This is a genomic window from Pseudomonas sp. AC112 (assembly GCF_979253545.1).
In genome coordinates this window covers 1,675,821-1,698,543 of the sequence record NZ_CEEDCM010000001.1, presented here as the reverse complement: position 1 = coordinate 1,698,543, position 22,723 = coordinate 1,675,821, and the positions used below count along the sequence as shown (strand labels likewise).

19 protein-coding genes and 1 riboswitch are annotated in these 22,723 nt (G+C 62.1%); of the genes, 12 read left to right on the top strand and 7 right to left on the bottom strand.

Annotation, left to right across the window (positions count from 1 at the left end; all coding sequences use genetic code 11):
* Positions 1 to 96: 96 nt before the first annotated feature.
* The 4 genes from AC0IYN_RS08030 to AC0IYN_RS08015 form a co-directional block, all read right to left on the bottom strand.
* On the bottom strand, positions 97 to 1,056 hold the full coding sequence (locus AC0IYN_RS08030; protein WP_078046574.1) for a metal ABC transporter ATPase: 960 nt from the start codon (positions 1,054 to 1,056) through the stop codon (positions 97 to 99).
* A gap of 41 nt (positions 1,057 to 1,097) precedes the next feature.
* Entirely contained in the window at positions 1,098 to 1,910 is an 813-nt protein-coding gene (locus AC0IYN_RS08025) for an aldo/keto reductase (RefSeq protein ID WP_368945760.1), read from the bottom strand.
* Complete coding sequence (locus AC0IYN_RS08020; RefSeq protein ID WP_406599745.1) at positions 1,907 to 3,082, bottom strand: NAD(P)/FAD-dependent oxidoreductase; 1,176 nt, start codon at positions 3,080 to 3,082, stop codon at positions 1,907 to 1,909. Before AC0IYN_RS08020 ends, AC0IYN_RS08025 begins: the two co-directional genes overlap by 4 nt.
* 129 nt (positions 3,083 to 3,211) lie before the next feature.
* Complete coding sequence (locus AC0IYN_RS08015) at positions 3,212 to 3,547, bottom strand: DMT family transporter (protein WP_012721885.1); 336 nt, start codon at positions 3,545 to 3,547, stop codon at positions 3,212 to 3,214.
* A 103-nt stretch (positions 3,548 to 3,650) separates the two neighbouring features.
* Here AC0IYN_RS08015 and AC0IYN_RS08010 point away from each other — a divergent pair, with 103 nt between their 5' ends.
* Positions 3,651 to 4,541 carry a LysR family transcriptional regulator gene (locus tag AC0IYN_RS08010; protein ID WP_457240214.1) on the top strand — a complete coding sequence of 297 codons (891 nt, stop codon included), beginning with the start codon at positions 3,651 to 3,653 and terminating at the stop codon, positions 4,539 to 4,541.
* A gap of 23 nt (positions 4,542 to 4,564) precedes the next feature.
* Positions 4,565 to 5,842, top strand: coding sequence for a lipid IV(A) 3-deoxy-D-manno-octulosonic acid transferase (waaA, locus tag AC0IYN_RS08005; protein ID WP_406599580.1), 1,278 nt, complete (start codon positions 4,565 to 4,567; stop codon positions 5,840 to 5,842).
* Between the two features lie 120 nt (positions 5,843 to 5,962).
* On the opposite strand, the gene AC0IYN_RS08000 is transcribed toward waaA, so the two are convergent.
* Positions 5,963 to 7,402, bottom strand: a complete 1,440-nt coding sequence (locus AC0IYN_RS08000; RefSeq protein WP_078046579.1) for a TolC family outer membrane protein — start codon at positions 7,400 to 7,402, stop codon at positions 5,963 to 5,965.
* 196 nt (positions 7,403 to 7,598) lie between these two features.
* Positions 7,599 to 7,704: riboswitch (TPP riboswitch) on the top strand.
* Positions 7,705 to 7,853: 149 nt separating this feature from the next.
* Here AC0IYN_RS08000 and thiC point away from each other — a divergent pair.
* Both thiC and cytX read left to right on the top strand, forming a co-directional pair.
* Positions 7,854 to 9,743: a phosphomethylpyrimidine synthase ThiC gene (gene thiC, locus AC0IYN_RS07995; protein ID WP_406599581.1), complete on the top strand. Its 1,890-nt coding sequence runs from the start codon at positions 7,854 to 7,856 to the stop codon at positions 9,741 to 9,743.
* A 141-nt stretch (positions 9,744 to 9,884) separates the two neighbouring features.
* Positions 9,885 to 11,174: a putative hydroxymethylpyrimidine transporter CytX gene (cytX, locus tag AC0IYN_RS07990; RefSeq protein WP_406599582.1), complete on the top strand. Its 1,290-nt coding sequence runs from the start codon at positions 9,885 to 9,887 to the stop codon at positions 11,172 to 11,174.
* Here cytX and AC0IYN_RS07985 read toward each other — a convergent pair.
* Positions 11,143 to 11,880 (bottom strand): RsiV family protein, encoded by a 738-nt coding sequence (locus tag AC0IYN_RS07985; protein ID WP_406599583.1) that lies wholly within the window; start codon positions 11,878 to 11,880, stop codon positions 11,143 to 11,145. The genes cytX and AC0IYN_RS07985 overlap by 32 nt on opposite strands.
* Before the next feature lie 193 nt (positions 11,881 to 12,073).
* On the opposite strand from AC0IYN_RS07985, the gene AC0IYN_RS07980 reads away from it, so the two are divergent.
* The 8 genes from AC0IYN_RS07980 to AC0IYN_RS07945 all read left to right on the top strand — a co-directional run bounded on the left by AC0IYN_RS07980 (position 12,074) and on the right by AC0IYN_RS07945 (position 21,030).
* On the top strand, positions 12,074 to 12,691 hold the full coding sequence (locus tag AC0IYN_RS07980; protein WP_457267709.1) for an NUDIX domain-containing protein: 618 nt from the start codon (positions 12,074 to 12,076) through the stop codon (positions 12,689 to 12,691).
* Positions 12,682 to 13,131, top strand: a complete 450-nt coding sequence (locus tag AC0IYN_RS07975; protein WP_471840985.1) for a DUF1249 domain-containing protein — start codon at positions 12,682 to 12,684, stop codon at positions 13,129 to 13,131. Before AC0IYN_RS07980 ends, AC0IYN_RS07975 begins: the two co-directional genes overlap by 10 nt.
* 97 nt (positions 13,132 to 13,228) lie before the next feature.
* Positions 13,229 to 14,044 (top strand): 3',5'-cyclic-AMP phosphodiesterase, encoded by an 816-nt coding sequence (gene cpdA, locus AC0IYN_RS07970; protein ID WP_458376297.1) that lies wholly within the window; start codon positions 13,229 to 13,231, stop codon positions 14,042 to 14,044.
* 204 nt (positions 14,045 to 14,248) lie between these two features.
* Positions 14,249 to 14,857 carry a YqiA/YcfP family alpha/beta fold hydrolase gene (locus AC0IYN_RS07965; RefSeq protein WP_457240208.1) on the top strand — a complete coding sequence of 203 codons (609 nt, stop codon included), beginning with the start codon at positions 14,249 to 14,251 and terminating at the stop codon, positions 14,855 to 14,857.
* 45 nt (positions 14,858 to 14,902) lie between these two features.
* Positions 14,903 to 16,810, top strand: coding sequence for a DNA topoisomerase IV subunit B (parE, locus tag AC0IYN_RS07960; protein WP_078046586.1), 1,908 nt, complete (start codon positions 14,903 to 14,905; stop codon positions 16,808 to 16,810).
* Complete coding sequence (locus AC0IYN_RS07955; protein ID WP_406599586.1) at positions 16,810 to 17,805, top strand: esterase-like activity of phytase family protein; 996 nt, start codon at positions 16,810 to 16,812, stop codon at positions 17,803 to 17,805. The genes parE and AC0IYN_RS07955 overlap by 1 nt, the downstream gene beginning before the upstream one ends.
* A 73-nt stretch (positions 17,806 to 17,878) precedes the next feature.
* Positions 17,879 to 20,143: a DNA topoisomerase IV subunit A gene (gene parC, locus AC0IYN_RS07950; RefSeq protein WP_471840984.1), complete on the top strand. Its 2,265-nt coding sequence runs from the start codon at positions 17,879 to 17,881 to the stop codon at positions 20,141 to 20,143.
* Between the two features lie 176 nt (positions 20,144 to 20,319).
* Positions 20,320 to 21,030, top strand: coding sequence for a PqiC family protein (locus AC0IYN_RS07945; protein ID WP_406599588.1), 711 nt, complete (start codon positions 20,320 to 20,322; stop codon positions 21,028 to 21,030).
* 165 nt (positions 21,031 to 21,195) lie between these two features.
* Here AC0IYN_RS07945 and AC0IYN_RS07940 read toward each other — a convergent pair whose 3' ends face one another.
* Positions 21,196 to 22,698: an AhpA/YtjB family protein gene (locus tag AC0IYN_RS07940; protein ID WP_471840982.1), complete on the bottom strand. Its 1,503-nt coding sequence runs from the start codon at positions 22,696 to 22,698 to the stop codon at positions 21,196 to 21,198.
* Positions 22,699 to 22,723: the final 25 nt, after the last annotated feature.

The window sequence follows — 22,723 nt, the reverse complement described above, 5'->3', positions numbered from 1 at the left end:
TAGGAGCCGGCTTGCCGGCGATAGCGGCCTGAAGACAGCGGTGATCTTCAGGGCCTCATCGCCGGCAAGCCAGCTCCTGCAGGTTGGCTCTTGATATCAGCGGCTGGCTTTTTTCTTCGGCACGATCTTGCGCAGCACCCGCTGTGCCAGGCGCTTCAATTTCGATTCTTTCTCAGGCGCTGCCAGGCCTTGCTGGCGTAGCCAATCCTTCCAGCGAATCCGCTCGTCACGCACCAGCCAGCCTTCCTGTTGGGCGAAGCTTTCCGCCAAGTACACCCCCCGCGTGCTCGCCGGGTACAGTTGGTCTTTCTTGACCGTGTACAACTCGGCGAGGGGCTGGCCGTCTTTGAGCGGCATCAGGTACAGGTCCGGGCGCTGACGGTCGAGGCGGGCAACCAGTTGGTCGCCTTCCAGGCGCTCGTCCACATGGAACAGGCTCAGGGATTTGGCTTCCTTGGGCACTTCCAGGCGCAGGTCGTAAATCAGTTGCAGCGAGGCAGTGGGCAAGTGCACATAGGCGCGCGGGCGTTCGATCAACTGGGTGGTGGCGCAACGCACCGGTCGGGCGGCGCCGGACAGCGGGCTGAGGCGAAAGGGCAGGGCTTCGCGGTAATGCAGCGCGGCGGAGTAAGGCGCCGGCAACCAGGTGTCATTGAAGCGCCCACTGAGCCAACCTTCTGGCGTCTCCAGCAGGCACTCTTCGGCAATTTCCTGGATGGCGGTGTGCAGTGGCAGGTTCAGTTCGTGGGCGGGCACGTAGCCAGAAATCAGCTTGAGCACCACGTCACCACGGTCCTGGCGGCGCTGGCGCACCAGTACCCAGTAATCCTTGTTTTGCCAATGCAGGGTCAGTCGCACCGACACGCCGAGGTTGGCCAACTCCAGGGCAAATCGCTCGGGGTCGGCCACTTCCACCGGCTTGCGCCGTTGCAGGGTCTGGGCAAAGTTGAGCGGCATACCCACGCTCTGGTAACTCAGGCCTTCTGGGGTGGCTTCGACGTGCAGCGGCAGTGTTTTGAAGTTGCTAGGGTTTTTTCTTATGAGCGTTCGCGGCATGTCGGCTCCTTCTTGCGACGGGGTCGGCCGCGTCGGCGGCATCAGAGTTGACGAATGACTTGGGCAGCGGTCGCCACGTTATGAGCCAGGTGCAGCGGATTAATGGTCCCGACAATAGCACTGGCGACGCCCGTTTGCGCAAACAACAACATGAAACTGGCACGAATTGGATCCATTCCCGGCTCCAGGCACACGTGGCCGCTGGCCAGGGCCTTTTTCACCAGGATGCCCTTGCCGTGTGCCGCTGCGTAATCAATGACGGCTTTCTCGGCCTGTTCGTTCAGATTGTAGGTGACCATGGCGCAATCGCCTTGTTCCAGAGCCTTCACGCCGCCTTCGACAGTCTTCCCGGAGAAGCCGAAACCGCGGATCTTGCCTTCCTGTTTCAGCGCTGCCAGGGTCTGGTAGACCTCGCAGTCGTTGAGGATATGCAGGTCGTTGCCGTCCGAGTGCACCAGCACCAGGTCGATAAAATCAGTTTCAAGTCGTTTCAAGCTGCGCTCGATAGACATCCGCGTGTGGGCTGCGCTGAAGTCGTGGCGGGATACGCCATTCTCGAACTCTTCGCCGACCTTGCTGACAATCACCCAGTCCTTGCGCTGGTCACGCAACAGCGGCCCCAAGCGTTCCTCGCTCATGCCATAGGCCGGCGCGGTATCGATTAGGTTGATCCCCAGTTCGCGAGCCTGGCGCAACAGCATGCGGGCTTCGTCGTCGCCGGGGATCTGGAAGCCGCTGGGGTATTTCACCCCTTGGTCGCGACCCAGCTTGACGGTGCCCAGGCCCAGCGGTGACACCAACAGGCCGGTGCTGCCCAGAGGGCGATGCAGGTCGTGCAGGGTGGGCAGGCTCATGGCAACAGTTGCTCCCAGGCAGGTACGCCAATGGCGGGTTTTGGCAGGTCGGGCAGGGGCTCGCTGGCGCTCGGGCGGATGCCGTCACGTTCAAGGCTGCTGATGACGCGATCAGCGAAGTCCGGCGCCAGTGCCAGTTTGGTCGGCCAGCCCACCAGCAGGCGGCCTTGCTCGGCGAGGAAGGCATTGTCGGGACGGCTCAAGCCCGACTGTAGCGGCTCGGCCCGGTCGACGCGCAGGGTGGCCCATTGGGTCTGGCTCATGTCGATCCAGGGCAGCAACTGCGCCAACTCTTTCTGCGCCGTGGCGATCTGCTCTTCCGGCGTGCGCGCTACGCCGTCGGCTTCGGCAATGTCGCCGCCCATGTACCACACCCAGTTGCCATCGGCGGCCGGGTGAGTGGTGACGGTGATGCGCGGCTTGGTGCCGCCGCCCAGGCAGTGGGCATACAGCGGCTTCAGGCCGGGGCCTTTGGCGATGATCATGTGCAGGGGGCGCGTCTGCATGGCCGGCTGGCTTAGGCCCAGCGCGGCCAACAGGTCAGCCGTGCCAGCGCCGGCACTCAACACGATGCGCTGGGCGCGGATCTCGCGGCCGTCTACTTTCAAACCGATGAGTGTGTTGCCTTCCAGCAAGGGTTCGATGTGCTGGCCTGCGAGCAAACCATCACCGGCCAGCTGGGCCAGGCGCTCGATCAGGCTCGGCACGTCGATGACCAGTTCCGCCAAGCGATAGACCTTGCCCTTGAAGCGGCGGTCTTGCAGGGCGGGGGGCAGGTCGTCGCCCTTGACCTGGTCGACACGGCCGCGAACAGCCTTGCTGGCGAAAAAGCTGGTGAGGTTGCCGGCGAGAGTACCCGGGGACCACAGGTAATGCGCTTCGGAGAGCAAGCGCACGCCGGACAGGTCCAGCTCGCCGTTGCCCGCCAGCGCTTCACGCCAGCGGCGCGGCATATCGGCAATGGCTTCGGAGGCGCCGGTGAGGGCGCCGTGCAGTGCGTATTTTGCACCGCCGTGGATGATCCCCTGGGACTTCACGCTTTGCCCGCCACCCAAGGTGGCGCTTTCCACCACCACCGTGGAAAACCCCTGGTGGCGCAGGCGCGCATTCAGCCAGAGGCCGGCAACCCCGGCGCCGACAATCAGAACGTCGGTGGAAATAACGGATGGCATGGGCGACCTCAGTGTTCAAGACAAGGGGCGCAGTATACAGGGATCACTATTTGTAGGAGCCCGGCTTGCCGGCGATGGCGTCTGAGAGACCGCCATCGCCGGCAAGCCGGGCTCCTACAGGTGTGTATTTCAGTGGCCGGCGGTTTTGGAGAACAGCTGAATCACGACGACGCCCAGCACGATCAGGCCCATCCCCAGCATCGCCGGAATATCCAGCTTCTGCCCGTAGATAAACAGCGCCGCGATGCTCACCATCACAATGCCCATCCCGGCCCACACCGCGTAGGCCACGCCCACCGGCACCGTGCGCACCACCAGCGTCAGCATCCAGAACGCCACGCCGTAGCCGACGATCACCAGCAGCAGGGGGATGGGTGTGCTCCAGCCCTTGATGGCCTTCATGGAAACAGTGGCGATCACTTCCGAGCAGATGGCAATGGCCAGGTAGCAGTAAGCGGCGTTCATGGGATAATCCTCGGGGGTATAGCAATCAGATAAGGCAGGCATTCTAGCGTTCACCCAGATGGGGTAAAGTCATTACCTATCCGAATCAGAGATGGGTTGAGCCATGAGCGTGCAGTGGGATCTGGAGCAGATGCGCCTGTTTGTCAGCGTTGCCGAGCAGCGTTCGTTTTCGGCGGTGGCGCGCCAGCAGCGTAAGGCCCAATCGGCGGTCAGCAACGCGATTGCGCTGCTGGAGGCAGACCTGGGCGTGAGCCTGTTCGAACGCAGCAGTGGCCGCCAACCGCGCCTCACCGAAGCCGGCAGCGTGCTGCTGGAGGAAGCGCGCGAAGTGCTGCGCCAATGCGAGCGGCTCAATGGTCGGGCGCTGTCATTGACGCGCGGCGAAGAGGCTTGCCTGCGCCTGGCCCAGGATGAGGCGATGTTGTTCCAGCCGGTGCTCGATAGCCTTGAGGCGCTGGCCGGGCAATACCCGCTGCTGGAGGTGCAGTTGTCCAGCGCGGCCCAGGGCGATGTGGCGCGTAAGCTGGTGGAGCGCAAGGCTGATCTGGGCCTGCTGTTCTATCACGACCAGATCCCCGAAGCGCTGGAGCGGCGGGTGGTCGGCAGCGTGGAGATGGTCACCGTGTGCGGCGTGAACCACCCGCTGGCCAAGGAGCACTACGTGACGTGCCAGCACTTGGCGCAGTTTCGCCAGTTGCTGATGTCGACCCAGACCAGCGTCTACCCCGGCAGCGAAGCCGCGAGCCCGCTGGTGTGGCGCGCCGACAGTTTCTACGTGCTGGCCGAATGGCTGATGAGCGGCCTGGGCTGGGCCTGGCTGCCCCGGCATATCGTGCAGTACCCGACCTACCAGCAACAGATGGTGGAACTGGACAGCGAATGGACGCCGCCGGCCTTGGTGGTGGAGCTGGTGTGGCGGCGCGACGAGCATCTGGGGCCGGCCGCTCGCTTCCTGGCCAAACGATTTGCCGAGTGCTTGCAGGCGATCGACTGAAAAAGCCGATAAACTCCGCCGCCATGAATAGAACTCTCTACAGCTGTCTGTTTTACCTGGCGCTGCCCTTGGTGGCTTTACGTCTGTGGCTGCGCGCGCGCAAGGCGCCGGCCTATGCCAAGCGCGTCAGCGAGCGCTTCTCCTATGGTCTGCCGGTGATGCAGCCGGACGGGATCTGGGTGCATGCCGTGTCCGTGGGCGAGAGCATTGCCGCCGCGCCAATGGTGCGCGGGCTGCTGGCGCGTTATCCAACGTTGCCGATCACCGTTACCTGCATGACGCCGACCGGTTCCGAGCGCATCCAGGCGTTGTTTGCCAATGAGCCTCGCATCCAGCACTGCTACTTGCCGTATGACGTGCCGTGCGCCGCCAAGCGCTTCCTTGATCGCGTGCAGCCGAAGCTGGCGGTGATCATGGAAACCGAGTTATGGCCCAACCATATCCACGCCTGCGCCCAGCGCGGGATCCCGGTGGCATTGGCCAATGCACGGTTGTCGGCGCGTTCGGCCAAGGGCTATGCGCGCTTTGCCAAGTTGACGGCGCCGATGCTTTCGGAAATGAGCCTGTTCGCCGTACAGACCCAGACCGAAGCCCAGCGTTTCCTGAGCCTCGGTGCTCGGCCGGAAACCGTCGAAGTCACCGGCTCAATCAAGTTCGACCTGACCATCGACCCCCAGTTACCGGTACGCGCTGCCGCATTGCGCGAGCAGTGGGGCGCCAGCGAGCGTCCGGTGTGGATCGCCGCCAGTACCCATGAAGGTGAAGATGAGGTGGTGCTGGCAGCCCATCGTCAACTGCTCGACAGCTATCCAAACGCGCTGCTGATCCTGGTGCCGCGTCACCAGGAACGTTTCGGCCCGATGTTCGAACTGTGCACGCAGCAGGGCTTTGCCACGGTGCGTCGCTCCAGCGGCGAGCCCGTCACTGCGCAGACGTCGGTATTGCTTGGCGACACCATGGGGGAACTGCTGTTTCTCTACGCGTTGGCCGACAGCGCTTTTGTCGGCGGCAGCCTGGTGGCGACCGGTGGGCATAATCCGCTGGAGCCGGCAGCGTTGGCCAAACCCGTGATCATGGGGCCGCACGTGTTCAACTTCCTCGAAATCACCGCGATGATGCGTGAGGCGGGTGCGTTGCGCGAGGTGGATGACGCTGAAGGATTGGCCGAAGCCGTGCGCCAATTGTTCGAATTGCCGCAGGATGCGCGCAAGATGGCACAGGCGGGGCTCAAGGTGATGCAGGCCAACCAGGGCGCGTTGAAGCGCTTGCTGGAGGGTTTGGGCCGATTGCTAAACCACTGACAACACAAATCAAATGAGGGAGCGGGCTGGCTCGCGAATACGGTGTATCAGTACCGGATGTACTGGCTGACACACCGCATTCGCGAGCAAGCCCGCTCCCACATGGGTTTTGCAGTGTTATCAATTATTCGGGCGGGCCTTGAGTTGTTCGGCCGCAGCCTTGGCCAGATCTGGCGGCAGGAAGTCGCGGTCCGGGTTGTAGTCAGCCTTGAGGTAGCGCGCCAGGTCCTGCAGGTCCCCTGGATTCAAGGTGCCCGCCGCTTGCTTCAAGCGCAGGTTGTCGAGGATGTAGTCGTAGCGGCTGTTATTGTAGTTGCGCACCGACGCATAGAGCTGGCGCTGTGAATCCAGTACATCGACGATGTTGCGTGTCCCCACCTGATACCCGATTTCCGTGGCTTCCACCGCGCTCTGGTTTGAGATGATCGACTGGCGGCGCGCCTGTACCTGTTCCACATCGGTGTTCACCGCGCGGTGCAGGTTACGGGTGTTTTCTACTACCTGGCGGCGCAGGCCTTCGCGTTGCTGCTCGGTCTGGCCCAGGCGCGAGTAGGATTCACGTACTTGTGAGCTGGTCAGCCCGCCGCTGTAGATCGGGATGTTCAGGCGCAGGCCGATGGTGCGTTGTTCAACATCGCCGCGATAGGGCGTGCCAAAGGCATTCGGGTTGCTGAAACCGAGGGCGTCGTTATCGCCTTTTTCATATTGCGCCACTGCGTCGAGCGTCGGCGCATGCCCGGCCTTGCGTTGCTTGAGGGTTTCTTCGGCGGCGGTGACGGCGTAGTTGCTGGCGAGCAGGTTCAGGTTCTGGCGGCCGGCGGTTTCGACCCAGGCCTTGGCGTCGTTCGGCAGCGGCGGCAACACCGGCAGCGTGTGGACAATGCCCTGGATCGAGTTGTACTGGCGGTTGGTCAGGGTGATCAAGGCTTCGAACGCGTCTTCCACCTGGCGTTGGGCCAGGATGCGGTTGGCGCGGGCGGTGTCGTAGCTGGCCTGGGATTGCAGCACGTCGGTCTTGTCCGACAGGCCCACGTCGAAGCGCTCGTTGGACTGGTCCAGCTGGCGCTTGAAGGCGTTTTCTTCGGCCTTGGTCGAGGCCAGGTTGTCCTGGGCGCGCAGCACGGCAAAGTAGCTTTCGGCGCTTTGCAGGATCAGGTTCTGTTCGGTGGCCGACAGTTGCAGCGCGGCTTGTTCGTTGGTGGCTTCGGCCGCCTGCAACTGGAACCAGCGGTCAGCACGGAACAGCGGCTGGCTCAGCGTCGCGCGCCAGGAGTGCGCATCGCGGTTGGCGGTGGCGGCGGGCGTGTCGATCTGGGTGCGCACGTTGTTGATATCGGCACCGCCCGACAGGTTGGGCAGCAACCCGGCACGGGCCTGGGGCACCACTTCTTTTTGTGCGCCGTACTGGGCACGGGCAGCGGCCAGGTCGGCGTTGTTGTCCACCGCTTCCTGGTAGACGCTGACCAAGTCAGTTTTGGCGGACAAGGGCGCTTCAGCTGCCCAGACCATTCCGTTGGTCGCACAAGACACGGCGAGAGCCAGTGAAAGTTTGCGCAGCATGAGGCGATCCCTAGTTTTAATATTACGGTGATAATTTAGCGCCCAAGGCTAAGGCGGGCCATGCCTGGCGTCAAGCATTGTGGCGGCAACCGAGTGTAGTGGTGCTGACTCGGCGCAACAATCCCGCAATCACGCCATTCATCACGCTGAATGCACCGCTATTGGCAATTTGCCCACGGCATGGTCTAGACTGGCCGCGTTCTTGTCGGGGTGCCTTGTTGGAAGGCTGAGATCGGTAAATACCGGATCCCGTTGAACCTGATCAGGTTAGCGCCTGCGTAGGGAACAAGATTTCTCGTCACCCGGCGAGTCCTCTTGTGCTTCGTCCGGGATGCTGTTCATTCAGTGAACAGCCCTCGTGCACAGAGCACAGCACTGGTTTCAGTGCGTCCATCCGTCACAGGTTCGCTCCGACAAAAATCCACCGCCTGGATAAGTTGGAGAGCCCGTGATGAGTACAAGACCAAAAAATACCGTGCACCTGAGTGAGTCGGCCAAAGTCGACTCCGGCTCCGTGCAACCCTTTACCCGCTCGCAAAAAATCTACGTACAAGGCACCCGCCCGGACATTCGTGTGCCGATGCGCGAAATCAGCCTGGACGTGACCCCCACCGACTTCGGCGGTGAAATCAACGCACCGGTCGTGGTTTATGACACCTCCGGCCCGTACACCGACCCTAACGTCATCATCGACGTGCGCAAAGGCCTGGGCGATGTGCGCTCGCCGTGGATCGAAGTGCGTAACGACACCGAACGATTGCCAGGCCTCAGCTCCCACTTCGGCCAGCAGCGCTTGAGCGATGCCGAACTCACCGCGCTGCGCTTCGCCCATGTGAAGAACCCGCGCCGCGCCAAGGCCGGCGCCAACGTCACGCAGATGCACTACGCGCGCAAAGGCATCATCACCGCCGAGATGGAATACGTCGCCATCCGCGAAAACATGAAGCTTGAAGAGGCCCGCGCCAGTGGCCTGCTCGACCAGCAACACGCCGGCCACAGCTTCGGCGCCAGCGTGCCGAAGGTCATCACCCCGGAATTTGTGCGCGAAGAAATCGCCCGTGGCCGCGCGATCATCCCAGCCAACATCAACCACACCGAACTGGAACCGATGATCATCGGCCGTAACTTCCTGGTGAAGATCAACGGCAACATCGGCAACAGCGCCCTGGGCTCGTCCATCGAAGAAGAAGTGGCGAAGCTCACCTGGGGCATTCGCTGGGGCTCGGACACGGTGATGGACCTGTCCACCGGCAAGCACATCCACGAGACCCGCGAGTGGATCATCCGCAACTCGCCGGTACCGATTGGTACCGTGCCGATCTACCAGGCCCTGGAGAAAGTCGGCGGCGCCGCCGAGGACCTGACCTGGGAGCTGTTCCGCGACACCCTGATCGAACAGGCGGAGCAGGGCGTCGACTACTTCACCATTCACGCCGGCGTGCTGCTGCGCTATGTGCCGCTGACCGCCAAGCGCGTGACCGGCATCGTGTCCCGTGGCGGCTCGATCATGGCCAAGTGGTGCCTGGCGCACCACAAAGAGAACTTCACCTACACGCATTTCGACGAAATCTGCGAAATCATGAAGGCCTACGACGTCAGCTTCTCCCTCGGTGACGGCCTGCGCCCTGGCTCGATTGCCGACGCCAACGACGCCGCGCAATTCGGCGAGCTGGAAACCCTCGGCGAGCTGACCAAGACTGCCTGGAAGCACGACGTGCAAACCATGATCGAAGGCCCTGGCCACGTGCCGATGCAGTTGATCAAGGAGAACATGGACAAGCAGCTGGAGTGCTGCGACGAAGCGCCGTTCTACACCCTCGGCCCACTGACCACCGACATCGCGCCGGGCTACGACCACATCACCTCCGGCATCGGTGCGGCAATGATCGGCTGGTTCGGTTGCGCCATGCTTTGCTACGTCACGCCCAAGGAACACCTGGGGCTGCCGAACAAGGATGACGTGAAGACCGGGATCATCACCTACAAGATCGCTGCCCATGCGGCGGACCTCGCAAAAGGCCATCCGGGCGCGCAGATCCGCGATAACGCGCTGAGCAAGGCGCGCTTCGAGTTCCGCTGGGAAGACCAGTTCAACCTTGGCCTGGACCCTGACACGGCGCGTTCGTACCACGATGAAACCCTGCCGAAGGACTCGGCCAAGGTCGCGCATTTCTGCTCGATGTGCGGGCCGAAGTTCTGCTCGATGAAGATCACCCAGGAAGTGCGTGAATACGCGGCCAACCAACGCATTGAAGCGGTGGACGTGGAGGTGGCCAAGGGCTTGGCCGAGCAGGCGGAGCGGTTCAAGCAGGAAGGTAGCCAGTTGTACAAGAAGGTCTGATGGCCTCACCACAATCCCTGTAGGAGCCCGGCTTGTCGAATCGTCGCACCGCGGCGATGGCGTCCTCAAGATCGCCATCGCCGGCAAGCCGGGCTCCTACAAGGGTGAACCAAAACATCATGTTCCTCAGAGATAACACCCTTGAGCATTCAACCGAGTACTTACTCCCCTGATATTGCAGTGCCGAGCGACAAAAGAGTCTTCGGTGCCCGCGACCTGTTCTCCCTGTGGTTCTCCCTTGGCATCGGCCTGATGGTCCTGCAAACCGGCGCATTGCTCGCGCCGGGCCTGGGCTTGTCCGGGTCGTTGCTGGCGATTTTCCTCGGCACCCTGGTCGGCGTCCTGTTACTGGCCGCCGTCGGCGTGATCGGCAGCGACACCGGCCTGTCCGCCATGGCAGCCCTCAAGCTCAGCCTCGGCGCCAAAGGTGCGAGTCTGCCGGCGCTGCTCAACCTGCTGCAGCTGATCGGCTGGGGTTCGTTCGAAATCATCGTGATGCGCGACGCGGCCAGCTTGCTAGGCACGCGGGCCTTCAGTGACGGCAGCCTGTTCGCCAGCCCATTGCTGTGGACCCTGTTCTTCGGCGGTCTGGCGACGCTGTTGGCGGTCAGTGGCCCGCTGACCTTTGTGCGTCAGATCCTGCGCAAATGGGGCATCTGGCTGCTGCTCGCCGCTTGCCTGTGGCTCACCTGGAACCTGTTCGCCAAGGCCGACCTCGCCGTACTCTGGGCCAAGGCGGGTGACGGTTCGATGCCGTTTGCGGTGGGTTTTGATATCGCCATCGCTATGCCGCTGTCGTGGCTGCCGCTGATCGCGGATTACTCCCGTTTTGGCAAGCGCGCCAAAAGTGTGTTCGGCGGCACGGCGCTTGGGTTCTTTATCGGTAATTTCTGGCTGATGAGCCTGGGCGTGGCCTACACCCTGGCGTTTGCGCCGAGCGGTGAAGTCAACGCGCTGTTGCTGGCGTTGGCCGGGGCCGGCCTGGGGATTCCGCTGCTATTGATCCTGTTGGATGAATCGGAAAACGCCTTCGCCGATATTCACTCGGCGGCGGTTTCCAGCGGAATACTGTTGCGTTTGAAGGTCGAGCACCTGGCACTGGCTATCGGTGTGATCTGTACGCTCATTGCCTGCTTTGCGCCATTGGCGCAGTACCAGAACTTCCTGCTGCTGATCGGCTCGGTATTCGCGCCGCTGTTTGGCGTGGTGCTGGTGGATCACTTCATTCTGCGCCATCGTAGGGCGGGTGCAGTAGCCAGTCTGCGCTGGCTGGCATTGGTCGCCTGGCTGGGCGGTATCGCGACATACCACCTGCTGGCCAATCTGTATCCGGACGTCGGCGCGACCCTGCCGGCTTTGGTGCTGGCAGGGCTGTTGCAACTCATCCTGGGCCGGGCCTTCAGCGGCGCGCGGGCACCAGTTCAGGTTTGAGAATGCCGTCCAGGCGCGAGTAGGGAATCTGCAATTCGACGTGGCCCAAGGCATACGGCGCAATGGTGGTGGTGGGGTACTTGAGGATCACGCCACCGTAGGTGAGCGCCACGTTAGGGGTTTTCTGGAAAGGGTACTGTTTCACGTACTCCGGTTCCAGGCTCAGGCGGGTGCTGATCAGCCAGCTGTTGTGCGCCACTTGGGCGGCTTTCCAGAGCGCGTCTTCCTTGCCGGGCAACAGCATATCGGTCAGGGTCAGGGCCTTTTGCTGCTGGCGTGAGTAGTTGATGAAGGCGCGGCCCGGCTCGCCGTGGGTGGCGCCCTGGTCCAGGTAGCTGGACAACTCGATGATCACCAAGCCGTCATGCTGTTCGCGTACCTTGGCCTGCAAGTACATGCTGTTGCGCGGTGCGGCAGTGCGCAGGAACTGCTCGCTGTAGGTCGCGAGGCTGGAAGGTAGCGGGTCGGCCTGGGTCATTTCCAGCAGGCGCTGTTCGATCAGCGCGTCGAGCTTGGGCTCCTTGGCAAAATGCACCGTGTCGATATTCACCAGCGGGCAATCAGCGCTGGCGCAGCCCGGCTTGCTTTGCTCGGTGGCGTCGCGAGTGGCTTCCAGCGGGGCCTTGTAGCTCGGTTGGAACAGGCTCTGGCAAGCGCCGAGGGTCAATGCGATGCAGGCCACGGAGGCGATTTTTAAAAGCGACATGTAAGTCCTTCGTCTATCGATAAGAGCGAAATTTGTGGAGCTTCGACTGCCAGCACGGCAGTCAGTTCGCCACTAAGCTGATTAGAGTGTGTTTGACGCCCGCCGTCTATCCCGGCAACTGGAAAGGGGCTGCGCCAAGGTGCAGGAGCGCGTTAGGATGGCGCCCATTGCGCAGGCTTAACGAGGATGGGACATGACGGACTTTGCAAAATCGAAGCCGAGCAAAATCGAAATTGTTCAGCGCGAGAATGCCTACAAGGGCTTCTATAAGCTTGATCGCATGCAACTGCGCCACGAGAAGTTCGATGGCGGCATGAGCCGGGTGATCAATCGTGAAATCTTCGTTCGTCACGACGCCGTGTGTGTGTTGCCCTACGACCCGCAGCGCGATGAAGTGGTGCTGAACGAGCAATTTCGCGTCGGCGCCATGGGCCGTACCGACAACCCCTGGCTGATCGAGATGGTCGCGGGCCTGATCGACAAGGATGAGCAACCGGAGGAGGTTGCACACCGCGAAGCCGAGGAGGAAGCTGGGCTGACATTCTCGGCACTGTGGCCGATCACCCGATATTTCCCGTCACCCGGCGGCAGTACAGAATATGTGCACTTGTACCTGGGCCGCTGCGACAGCGCCGGTGTAGGTGGCGTCCATGGATTGGAGGAAGAAGCTGAAGATATCCGCGTCACCGTATGGGCCTTCGAAGATGCCCTGCAAGCGGTGCGTGACGGCAAAATTTCCAATGCAGCCAGCATCATCGCCCTGCAATGGCTTGCGCTTAATCGCGCAGAAGTGAGGGGGTTATGGCAGTAAAGGCACGGGAACGTTATCGAGTCGACCTGATCGGGCTGCAAGCAGCCTGCGAGGCCAATTACGCGCGGTTGATGCGCCTGCTCCCCGACATGCGCCACGCCCCCGAGGCGCGGCGCATCGGTGTGACCCACGGCGGCCAGATGCTCGGCGTGCTGGCCCTGGAAGTCATCGTCAACTGCCCCTACACCACCACCCTGTGTGTGCGTCAGGAACACAGCTTGCCGTGGCTGCCGGTGCCGCAACTGGAAGTGCAGGTGTACCACGACGCGCGAATGGCCGAAGTGATCAGCGCCGAACATGCGCGGCGCTTTCGCAGCATCTATCCTTACCCCAACGTGTTCATGCACCAGCCCGATGAGAAAGCACAGCTCAATGTGTTCCTCGGTGAATGGTTGAGCCATTGCCTGGCCCTGGGCCATGAGTTCGAAGCTGTGCGGTAGATGTGAACTGCGTCTGCTTCCTGGGTTTCCTCTTTGCGTCCTGCCCCAGCATAATCACGCCAAACGTCCATTCCTGTGATTGCCTTGGGAGAGCGCCTTGCCGAGCGTATCCACCGTGAGCCCCGATGCGCCGGCATTGCTGGTGCAACTGTCCGACAGCCATTTGTTCGCCGAGGCCGACGGTACGCTGCTGGGCATGAACACCCGTGAAAGCCTGCAGCGCGTGATCGAGCTGGTCCATGAGCAGCAGCCGAAGATTGATCTGGTGTTGGCCACGGGGGACCTGTCCCAGGACGGCACGCTCGAGTCGTACCAGCGATTTCGCGATATGACCACCTCGATTGAGGCTCCCGCACGTTGGATCCCGGGCAATCACGACGAACCGCAGATCATGGCCGATGCCGCCGTGCACAGCGACTTGCTGGAACCTGTGGTCGATGTCGGCAACTGGCGCGTGACCCTGCTGGACTCCGCCGTCCCCGGTTCCGTGCCGGGCTACCTGCAAGACCAGCAACTGCAGCTGCTCGCCCAGGCCCTGAGCGAAGCACCGAGCCGTCACCACCTGGTGTGTTTCCACCATCATCCGGTGCCCATCGGTTGTGCGTGGATGGAGCCCATTGGCCTGCGCAATCCTGATGCTTTGTTTGCCGTGCTCGACCGGTTCCCACAGGTGCGGGCGGTACTCTGGGGTCATGTGCACCAAGAGATCGACCGCGAGCGCAACGGCGTGCGCTTGCTGGCGTCGCCGTCCACCTGCATCCAGTTCGCGCCGGGCAGCGACGATTTCAAGGTCAGCGAGCAAGCGCCGGGGTATCGCTGGCTGCGCCTGCATGCCGACGGACGGTTGGAGACTGGGGTGGAGCGGGTCCAGGGTTTCACCTTTACCGTCGATTACGGCAGCAACGGCTATTAAAACCTGTAAACGCTGATCAAAATGTGGGCGCTGGCTTGCCTTTGATGGCAGTGTGCCAGTCTATAAAGGTGTGATGGATACACCGCCATCGCCGGCAAGCCAGCTCCCACAGTGGGTCTTCTGTGTCCTTTGGATTGAGTGCATCACACACGGCTTCGATCCCTGTAAACTGCGCCTCTTTGGCTGAGTCACGGAGAGCCCGGCATGTCCGCTTCGATCCTGTATATCCACGGTTTCAACAGTGCGCCGGCGTCCAATAAGGCCAGCCAACTGATCACCGTGATGGACACTCTCGGCCTGGCCGACCAACTGCGCGTTCCGGCCCTGCATCACCATCCCCGTCAGGCGATTCCTCAGTTGGAAGCGGCTATCGCTGAACTGGGGCGGCCACTGCTGGTCGGCAGCTCACTCGGCGGCTACTATGCAACCCATCTTGCCGAACGCCATGGCCTCAAGGCGTTGCTGGTGAACCCGGCGGTCAGCCCTCATCGGATGTTCGACGGTTACCTGGGCACCCAGAAGAACCTCTACACCGATGAAACCTGGGAACTGACCCACGACCACGTCGCGGCGCTGGCCGAGCTGGAAGTACCGGCGCCCCAGGATGCCGCGCGGTACCAGGTGTGGTTGCAGACCGGGGATGAAACCCTGGACTATCGCCTCGCCCAGCAGTACTACCGGGCCTGTGCCTTGCGCATACAGGCCGGGGGCGACCATGGTTACCAGGGGTTCGCCCAGCAATTACCGGCCATGTTGAGCTTTGCCGGTATTGGCGCAGATCAGTATCAATCCTTCGATTTTTCTTCATTGTGAGAATCGCAGGTCACTTTTTAATCGAACGACTCACGACGAGACCCCATGGCCACTCCCAGCGCTAGCTCTTATAACGCCGACGCCATCGAAGTCCTCTCGGGCCTCGACCCGGTGCGCAAACGCCCCGGCATGTACACTGACACCAGTCGGCCGAACCACCTTGCCCAGGAAGTCATCGACAACAGCGTCGACGAAGCCTTGGCCGGGCACGCCAAGTCGGTGCATGTCATTCTTCACGCAGACCATTCCCTGGAAGTGTCCGACGATGGTCGTGGCATGCCGGTGGACATCCACCCCGAAGAGGGCGTGCCGGGCGTCGAGCTGATCCTCACCAAGCTGCACGCCGGTGGCAAGTTCTCCAACAAGAACTACCAATTCTCCGGTGGCCTGCACGGTGTGGGTATTTCCGTGGTCAACGCCCTGTCCACACTGGTACGGGTGAAGGTCAAGCGCGACGGCAACGAGTACCAGATGACCTTCGCCGATGGCTACAAAGCCACCGACCTGGAAGTGATCGGCACCGTTGGCAAGCGCAACACCGGCACCAGCGTGTACTTCGCCCCGGACCCGAAATACTTCGATTCGCCAAAATTCTCCATCAGCCGCCTCAAGCACGTGCTCAAGGCCAAGGCTGTGCTGTGCCCAGGCCTACTGGTGACCTTTGAAGACAAAGGCACCGGTGAGAAGGTCGAGTGGCACTATGAAGACGGCCTGCGTTCGTACCTAGAAGACTCCGTCAGCGAGTTCGAGCGCCTGCCCAATGAGCCGTTCTGCGGCAGCCTGGCCGGTAATAAAGAAGCCGTGGACTGGGCGCTGCTGTGGTTGCCCGAAGGCGGCGACAGCGTGCAGGAAAGCTACGTCAACCTGATCCCCACGGCCCAGGGCGGCACGCACGTCAACGGTTTGCGCCAGGGCTTGCTGGATGCCATGCGCGAATTCTGCGAATACCGCAGCCTGCTGCCGCGCGGCGTGAAGCTGGCGCCGGAAGACGTGTGGGAGCGCATCGCGTTCGTGCTGTCGATGAAGATGCAGGAGCCGCAGTTCTCCGGCCAGACTAAAGAGCGCCTGTCGTCCCGTGAAGCAGCGGCGTTTGTCTCCGGCGTGGTCAAGGACGCGTTCAGCCTGTGGCTCAACGAACACCCAGAACTGGGCCTGGCCCTTGCGGAACTGGCGATCAACAACGCTGGCCGTCGCCTGAAGGCCAGCAAGAAAGTCGAGCGCAAGCGCATCACCCAGGGCCCGGCATTGCCCGGCAAGCTGGCCGATTGCGCCGGGCAGGACCCAATGCGCTCCGAGCTGTTCCTGGTGGAAGGTGACTCCGCCGGCGGTTCCGCCAAGCAAGCGCGGGACAAGGAATTCCAGGCGATCCTGCCGTTGCGCGGCAAGATCCTCAACACCTGGGAAGTCGATGGCAGCGAAGTCCTGGCCAGCCAGGAGGTGCACAACATCGCCGTGGCCATTGGCGTTGATCCCGGCGCAGCGGACATGAGCCAACTGCGCTACGGCAAGATCTGCATCCTCGCCGACGCCGACTCCGACGGCCTGCACATCGCCACGCTGCTGTGTGCGTTGTTCGTCCAGCACTTCCGTCCGTTGGTGGATGCCGGTCACGTCTACGTCGCCATGCCACCGCTGTACCGTATCGACATGGGCAAAGAGATTTACTACGCCCTGGACGACGCCGAGCGTGATGGCATCCTCGACCGCCTGGTGGCCGAGAAGAAACGCGGCAAGCCACAGGTCACGCGATTCAAAGGCCTGGGTGAAATGAACCCGCCACAACTGCGCGAAACCACCATGGACCCGAACACGCGGCGCCTGGTGCAGCTGACGCTGGGCGAAGATTTCGCCGAAACCTCGGAAATGATGGACATGCTGCTGGCGAAGAAACGCGCGCCGGACCGCAAGTCCTGGCTGGAATCCAAAGGCAACCTGGCCGAGGTTCTGGGCTGATGCGCACAGGTTTCGCCCTGGCGATCCTGATGTTGAGCGGGTGGGTGGCTACCACGGTAGTTGCCGCGCCCGTGGCTGAGCTAACGCTGGTGTCCGAACACCCGGTAGACGGCATGCGCGGCGGCAACCTGTCGGGCCTGGCCTTGTGTGGCAAGGAGTTGTGGACGGTTTCCGACCGCGATGACGACCAGATCTACCGCCTGGATGTCAGTGCGCCGACCTGGCAGGCCGAGGCGGTAAAGATCGACGTGCCACCGGTGCCGGAATCCGGGCTGCCGTGGGGTTTGCGTTCGCGCACCAAGGCCGCCTCGTTCATTCGCGGTGGCGATTTGGACTTTGAAGGCATCACCTGCGATGCCGCCGGCAACCGCTACGTAGTCAGCGAAGCCCATGCGGCGGTGCTGCAAGTGCCAGTGACGGGTGCGCCTGAGTGGTTGAAGATCGCGCCGGGCATGGTGCGTGAAGCGCGGGCCAGCGGCATGTTGCTGCACTTTAACGCTTTGTTTGAAGGCCTCGCGATCAATCCCGAAGGCAATCAGATTTGGCTGGCGGCTGAGCGTGAGCGGCGCGGGCTGATTTCGATCAAGCGTCCGCAAAGCCTGTGGGGCTGTGACGGTCCTTGCGTATTGCTGAGTGAGGCCGGCCAGGAAATGCAGCCGGCCAAGTTCACCGATGCCAAGGCCGTGTCCAAGGACTTCGCCGACCTGGCGCTGTTCAACGGCAAGCTGTTTACCCTGGAGCGCAATGCGTTCCAGATTTGCCGGCGTGATGCGGTCACCGCCAAGGTCGAACTGTGCTGGTCGTTTGCCGACGAGACGCTGACACCCGAGCGGCGTTATCCCCAGCCCTATGGCCTGGCAGAAGCCCTGGTGGTCGATGCCGAGGGTGCCTGGCTGGGCATCGACAATAATTTCGGCCCGCGTGCCGATGGTGAAAAACGCCCCGTGGTCTATCGTTTCGCCGCCCCTGCCGGTGGCTGGAGCGCCCAGCCATGAGCCCCTGTTTTTTTGAATTGACCCGGTGCAACGGCAGTTCCGTTGCGCCATACCAGACCATGATGAGGCCCGCATGAGTGACATCCTCGCAGACAGCTTAGATGGCGTAGAACGCCGGTCGCTGGCTGACTTCACCGAAAATGCCTACCTCAACTACTCCATGTACGTGATCATGGACCGTGCCTTGCCGCATATCGGCGACGGCCTGAAGCCCGTACAACGGCGCATCATCTACGCCATGAGTGAGTTGGGCCTGGACGCTGATTCCAAGCACAAGAAGTCGGCGCGAACCGTCGGTGACGTGCTCGGTAAGTTCCACCCCCACGGCGATTCGGCGTGCTACGAAGCCATGGTGCTGATGGCCCAGCCGTTCAGCTATCGCTACACGTTGGTGGACGGCCAGGGTAACTGGGGTGCGCCGGATGATCCCAAGTCGTTCGCCGCCATGCGTTATACCGAAGCCCGCCTGTCGCGGTATTCGGAAGTGCTGCTCAGCGAATTGGGCCAGGGCACCGCGAACTGGGGCCCGAACTTTGACGGCACCCTCGAAGAACCCCTGGTGTTGCCGGCACGTTTGCCGAACATCCTGCTCAATGGCACCACCGGTATTGCCGTGGGCATGGCCACCGACGTACCGCCGCACAACCTGCGCGAAGTCGCCAGCGCTTGCGTACGCCTGCTGGATGAGCCGAAAGTCACGGTCGAACAGCTCTGCGAGCATATCCAGGGCCCGGACTACCCGACCGAAGCGGAAATCATCACGCCGCGTGCTGACCTGCTGAAAATGTACGAAACCGGCAAGGGCTCGGTGCGCATGCGTGCCGTGTACCACGTCGAAGATGGCGACATTATTGTCACCGCGCTGCCGCACCAGGTATCGGGCGCCAAAGTGCTGGAGCAAATCGCCGCGCTGATGCAGGCCAAGCCGTCGAAACTGCCGCAAGTTGCCGACCTGCGTGACGAGTCCGACCACGAAAACCCCTGCCGCATCGTGATCATCCCGACCAACAGCCGGGTCGATCATGAAGTGCTGATGCAGCACCTGTTTGCCAGCACGGACCTGGAGTCCAGCTACCGGGTCAACGTCAATATCATTGGCCTGGATGGCAAGCCGCAGCTGAAAAACCTGCGTAACCTGCTGGTGGAATGGCTGGAGTTCCGCATACAGACCGTGCGTCGCCGCCTGCAATTTCGCCTCGACAAGGTCGAGCGCCGCTTGCACCTGTTGGACGGCTTGCTGATCGCCTACCTCAACCTGGATGAAGTGATCCACATCATCCGTACCGCCGAGCACCCGAAAGCCGAGCTGATCGCGCGTTTCGAGCTCAGCGAGATCCAGGCTGACTACATCCTCGACACCCGCTTGCGCCAATTGGCACGACTGGAAGAAATGAAGCTGCGCGACGAACAGGACGCGCTGCTCAAGGAACAAGCCAAGCTGCAAGCCCTGCTGGGCAGCGAAGCCAAGCTCAAGAAGCTGGTACGCAGCGAGCTGATCAAAGACGCCGAAACCTACGGCGACGACCGTCGCTCGCCCATCGTCGAGCGCGCTGAGGCGAAAGCGCTGACCGAAACCGAACTGCTGCCTAACGAGAAAATTACCGTCGTTCTGTCGGAAAAGGGTTGGGTTCGTTCCGCCAAGGGGCATGATATTGACGCCACTGGTTTGTCGTACAAAGCGGGTGACGGGTTCAAGACTGCCGCCGCCGGGCGTTCCAACCAGTTTGCGGTGTTTATTGACTCCACTGGGCGCAGTTATTCGGTGCCGGCGCACACCTTGCCGTCTGCACGAGGGCAGGGCGAGCCGTTGACCGGGCGCCTGACGCCGCCGCCAGGGGCGAATTTCGAGTGCGTGCTGCTACCGGACGATGATGCGCTGTACGTGATCGCCTCCGACGCGGGCTACGGGTTTGTGGTGAAAGGTGAAGACCTGCAGGCCAAGAACAAGGCCGGCAAGGCTTTGCTGAGCTTGCCGAACAACGCCAAGGTGATCCTGCCGCGGCCGGTGGACGACCGTGAGAGCAACTGGCTGGCGTCGGTGACCACCGAAGGTCGCTTGCTGGTGTTCAAAATCAGCGACCTGCCGCAGTTGGGTAAAGGCAAAGGCAACAAGATCATTGGCATTCCCGGCGAACGCGTGGCCAGTCGCGAAGAGTATGTGACCGATATCGCGGTAATCCCGGAAGGCGCGACGTTGGTGCTTCAGGCCGGTAAACGTACCCTGTCGTTGCGTCCTGACGACCTTGAGCATTACAAGGGTGAGCGCGGTCGGCGTGGTAACAAATTGCCTCGTGGCTTCCAGCGCGTGGATGCTTTGCTGGTGGAAACGCCGGTTTAACGCGTATTAGAGCCCTCGATCTACGATTTAACCCGTAGATCGACGCTTTGGCGCTGGAGTCATGGCGCATATTCACGGATGATATGGCCTTTCCAGCGCCGGCGTGGCCGAGCGTGTTTAGGTTATTTTTAGTATTACATTGTGGTTCGCCTTGTGGCAGCCACCTGGATGGGATGATGACTGCTCCACGCCTTCCTTTTATTTTCATGCTCGCTGGCCTTTTGGGGCTGGCGGGTTGCAGCACACATCAACCGGTGTCGCTGTACCAGCTGGACAGCGGAAGTCCGGCTCAACCTGCACAGACCGCCGGCATGGCCGTCTTGCTGGGCCCGGTGGTCGTCGCCGACTACCTGCAACGCGAAACGCTGCTGCAACGTCAGAATGACGGCAGCCTGCAAGGTTCTACCGATGGTCGTTGGGCGGGCAGCTTGTCCTCCGACATTAACCAGTTGATGTTGCGCCAGGTGGCAGGCCAGTTGGACAGCCAACGCGTAGTGCTGGCGCCCGCACCTACCGGCTTCACCCCGGACGTGCAGGTGTTGCTGACCATCACCCGTCTTGACTCCGGTACGTCGCAGCCGGCGATTCTCGATGCGCAATGGCGTTTGATCGACCGTCGCGGCCAGGTGCGTGATAACCGTATCGTGCACTTGCAGGAACAACACACCGGCACCACCGCGTCCCAGGTCCAGGCCCAGGGCGTATTGTTGCAGCATCTGGCTCAGCAGTTGTCGGTGGCGCTCAAGCCATTGGCCAACCAGCCGCCGATTGCCGAGGCACCCCGCAAGCAGAGCGCCCCGGCGCAGGCCAAGCCGGCAGAGCCGCAGAAGCCGAAGATGCCAATGGCGACGCCGATTCGCACGGATATGGAAGTGTTCAGGTTCTGATCTGAGCCGCAGATACAAAAAAGGCCCGCTGATTCAGCGGGCCTTTTTGTTGGCTGTAAACCCGATCCCTGTAGGAGCCGGCTTGCCGGCGATGGCAATCTCAACTTCACCAGCGGCCTCGGGGGCCCAATCGCCGGCAAGCCGGCGCCTACAGAGGGGCGGTGATCAGCCCTTGGTGCGGGTCTCATGCATCCGCGCCAGCTGCCGCTCCAGCATCGAGGGGTACGGCTCCATCAACCGCTCCACACAGCTTGCACCCTCAGGGCTGGCAATCGGGCGGATACGCGCGCGCTGGCGGATCAGCGTGTCTTCACTGATCTTGCGCTCCACCAGCAACAGGTTGCGGCTGTGTTGCGACAGGGCCAGGGCATCCTGGGCAATCTCGGTGAGCAACAGGTCGATCTGGCTCATGCCGAACAAATCGTAGCCGACCGTCAGGCCCAGCTGCAATTGCAGGGTGATGCCGCTGTCCGCCACTTCGATCTGCAATTCATGGCCCAGGGCGCGCAGCAGCTCGCCGCAGCAAATGGCGTTGGTCAGGTAGTCTTCGCCGCTGTCTTCGCTGTGGAACAGCATCAGCGTGCTGCCATCGTTCAATGTGTGCAGCTCGCCCTGGTACAGCGATGCGGCCTGGTCGAGGCAGTCACGATAGCGTTCCAGTAGCTCGGTCAGGCGTGCGCGTGGCAGGCGGCGCAGTTGGTCCTGGGCACCCATTTGCACGGCCAGTACGGCGCTGAACTGGGGCTCGGTGCTCTTCACCGGCGCCGGTTTGGCGGCGACGGCCGGGGCGCTGGCCGAGGTGTCGCGCAGGTCGGCGAAGGGGTCTTCGTCGTCCAGCTCGTCCTCTTCGGCCTTGAACGCCTGGCGGGTGGCAGGCTTCAGGCCCGCCACCGGAGCGTCTCGCACTTCAAACTCGGGTTCGTCGTCGTAGTCGGCGTCGAACTCAGGCTCGGGCTCCACTTCGCGCACAACCGGTTCCGGAGCGAAACTGGCGTGAAGCTGGCGCGCCAGGTCGCCGATCTCATCCTGGCGGTCGGTGGCCGGGGTGTGCTCGTCAATGTCCCGCAGCCAGATGCGCAGTTGCATCAAGGGCGTGGAGATATGCCGACCCAGGCGCAAACTCAGGGCCAGGGCCAATGCCAGCAGGATCGCGCTGAGGATGCCCATGCTTTGCAGGCTGATGGTCATCGGCTGCTGGAATTGCTGCATATCCAGGCTGATGCGCAGTTGGCCGGCCTTCACATCCTGAAACGTAATGTTGCTCTGGTAGAGACCTTCGGCTTCACCCAGCAGGCCGTTTTTCGGGCGCTGCCCGGCTTCGGCCATGATCCGGTTGTCCACGCTGTAGATGGCGGCGTGGGCCACCAGCGGGTTCTTGGTCAGGTTGTTGAGCAGCACGTTGAGGCTGAGGATGTCGTTGGACACCAACAGCTCAGTCGCCGAAGTGGCAGTCTGGGTGGTCAGACTCTCGCCCAGGGCGTCGGCCTGCTCGTGCATGGCCTGCTTGAACTGCAAACCCATCACGCAGGCGTAGATCACCAGGGCCAGGGCGACCAGGATCACGTTATGGCTGGCGATGCGTAATGCGATCGGTACACGGCGGTGGCGCAGTGCCCGGAAGATCAGCAGGAAGAAATTATCGGTTTTTACTGGCGTGGGCCGGTTCACTTGCGCTCGGCTCTTGGTCCGTGAA

What these genes read in the sequence shown, in the direction of transcription:
- thiC (WP_406599581.1), top strand. Translation starts at nt 7,854, where the DNA reads ATGAGTACAAGACCAAAAAATACCGTGCACCTGAGTGAGTCGGCCAAA.
- AC0IYN_RS08020 (WP_406599745.1), bottom strand. Translation starts at nt 3,082, where the DNA reads ATGCCATCCGTTATTTCCACCGACGTTCTGATTGTCGGCGCCGGGGTT.
- AC0IYN_RS08015 (WP_012721885.1), bottom strand. Translation starts at nt 3,547, where the DNA reads ATGAACGCCGCTTACTGCTACCTGGCCATTGCCATCTGCTCGGAAGTG.
- AC0IYN_RS07955 (WP_406599586.1), top strand. Translation starts at nt 16,810, where the DNA reads ATGCGCACAGGTTTCGCCCTGGCGATCCTGATGTTGAGCGGGTGGGTG.
- parC (WP_471840984.1), top strand. Translation starts at nt 17,879, where the DNA reads ATGAGTGACATCCTCGCAGACAGCTTAGATGGCGTAGAACGCCGGTCG.
- AC0IYN_RS08025 (WP_368945760.1), bottom strand. Translation starts at nt 1,910, where the DNA reads ATGAGCCTGCCCACCCTGCACGACCTGCATCGCCCTCTGGGCAGCACC.
- AC0IYN_RS08000 (WP_078046579.1), bottom strand. Translation starts at nt 7,402, where the DNA reads ATGCTGCGCAAACTTTCACTGGCTCTCGCCGTGTCTTGTGCGACCAAC.
- AC0IYN_RS07965 (WP_457240208.1), top strand. Translation starts at nt 14,249, where the DNA reads ATGTCCGCTTCGATCCTGTATATCCACGGTTTCAACAGTGCGCCGGCG.
- waaA (WP_406599580.1), top strand. Translation starts at nt 4,565, where the DNA reads ATGAATAGAACTCTCTACAGCTGTCTGTTTTACCTGGCGCTGCCCTTG.
- AC0IYN_RS08030 (WP_078046574.1), bottom strand. Translation starts at nt 1,056, where the DNA reads ATGCCGCGAACGCTCATAAGAAAAAACCCTAGCAACTTCAAAACACTG.
- AC0IYN_RS07985 (WP_406599583.1), bottom strand. Translation starts at nt 11,880, where the DNA reads ATGTCGCTTTTAAAAATCGCCTCCGTGGCCTGCATCGCATTGACCCTC.
- AC0IYN_RS07975 (WP_471840985.1), top strand. Translation starts at nt 12,682, where the DNA reads ATGGCAGTAAAGGCACGGGAACGTTATCGAGTCGACCTGATCGGGCTG.
- AC0IYN_RS07945 (WP_406599588.1), top strand. Translation starts at nt 20,320, where the DNA reads ATGACTGCTCCACGCCTTCCTTTTATTTTCATGCTCGCTGGCCTTTTG.
- AC0IYN_RS07980 (WP_457267709.1), top strand. Translation starts at nt 12,074, where the DNA reads ATGACGGACTTTGCAAAATCGAAGCCGAGCAAAATCGAAATTGTTCAG.
- AC0IYN_RS08010 (WP_457240214.1), top strand. Translation starts at nt 3,651, where the DNA reads ATGAGCGTGCAGTGGGATCTGGAGCAGATGCGCCTGTTTGTCAGCGTT.
- parE (WP_078046586.1), top strand. Translation starts at nt 14,903, where the DNA reads ATGGCCACTCCCAGCGCTAGCTCTTATAACGCCGACGCCATCGAAGTC.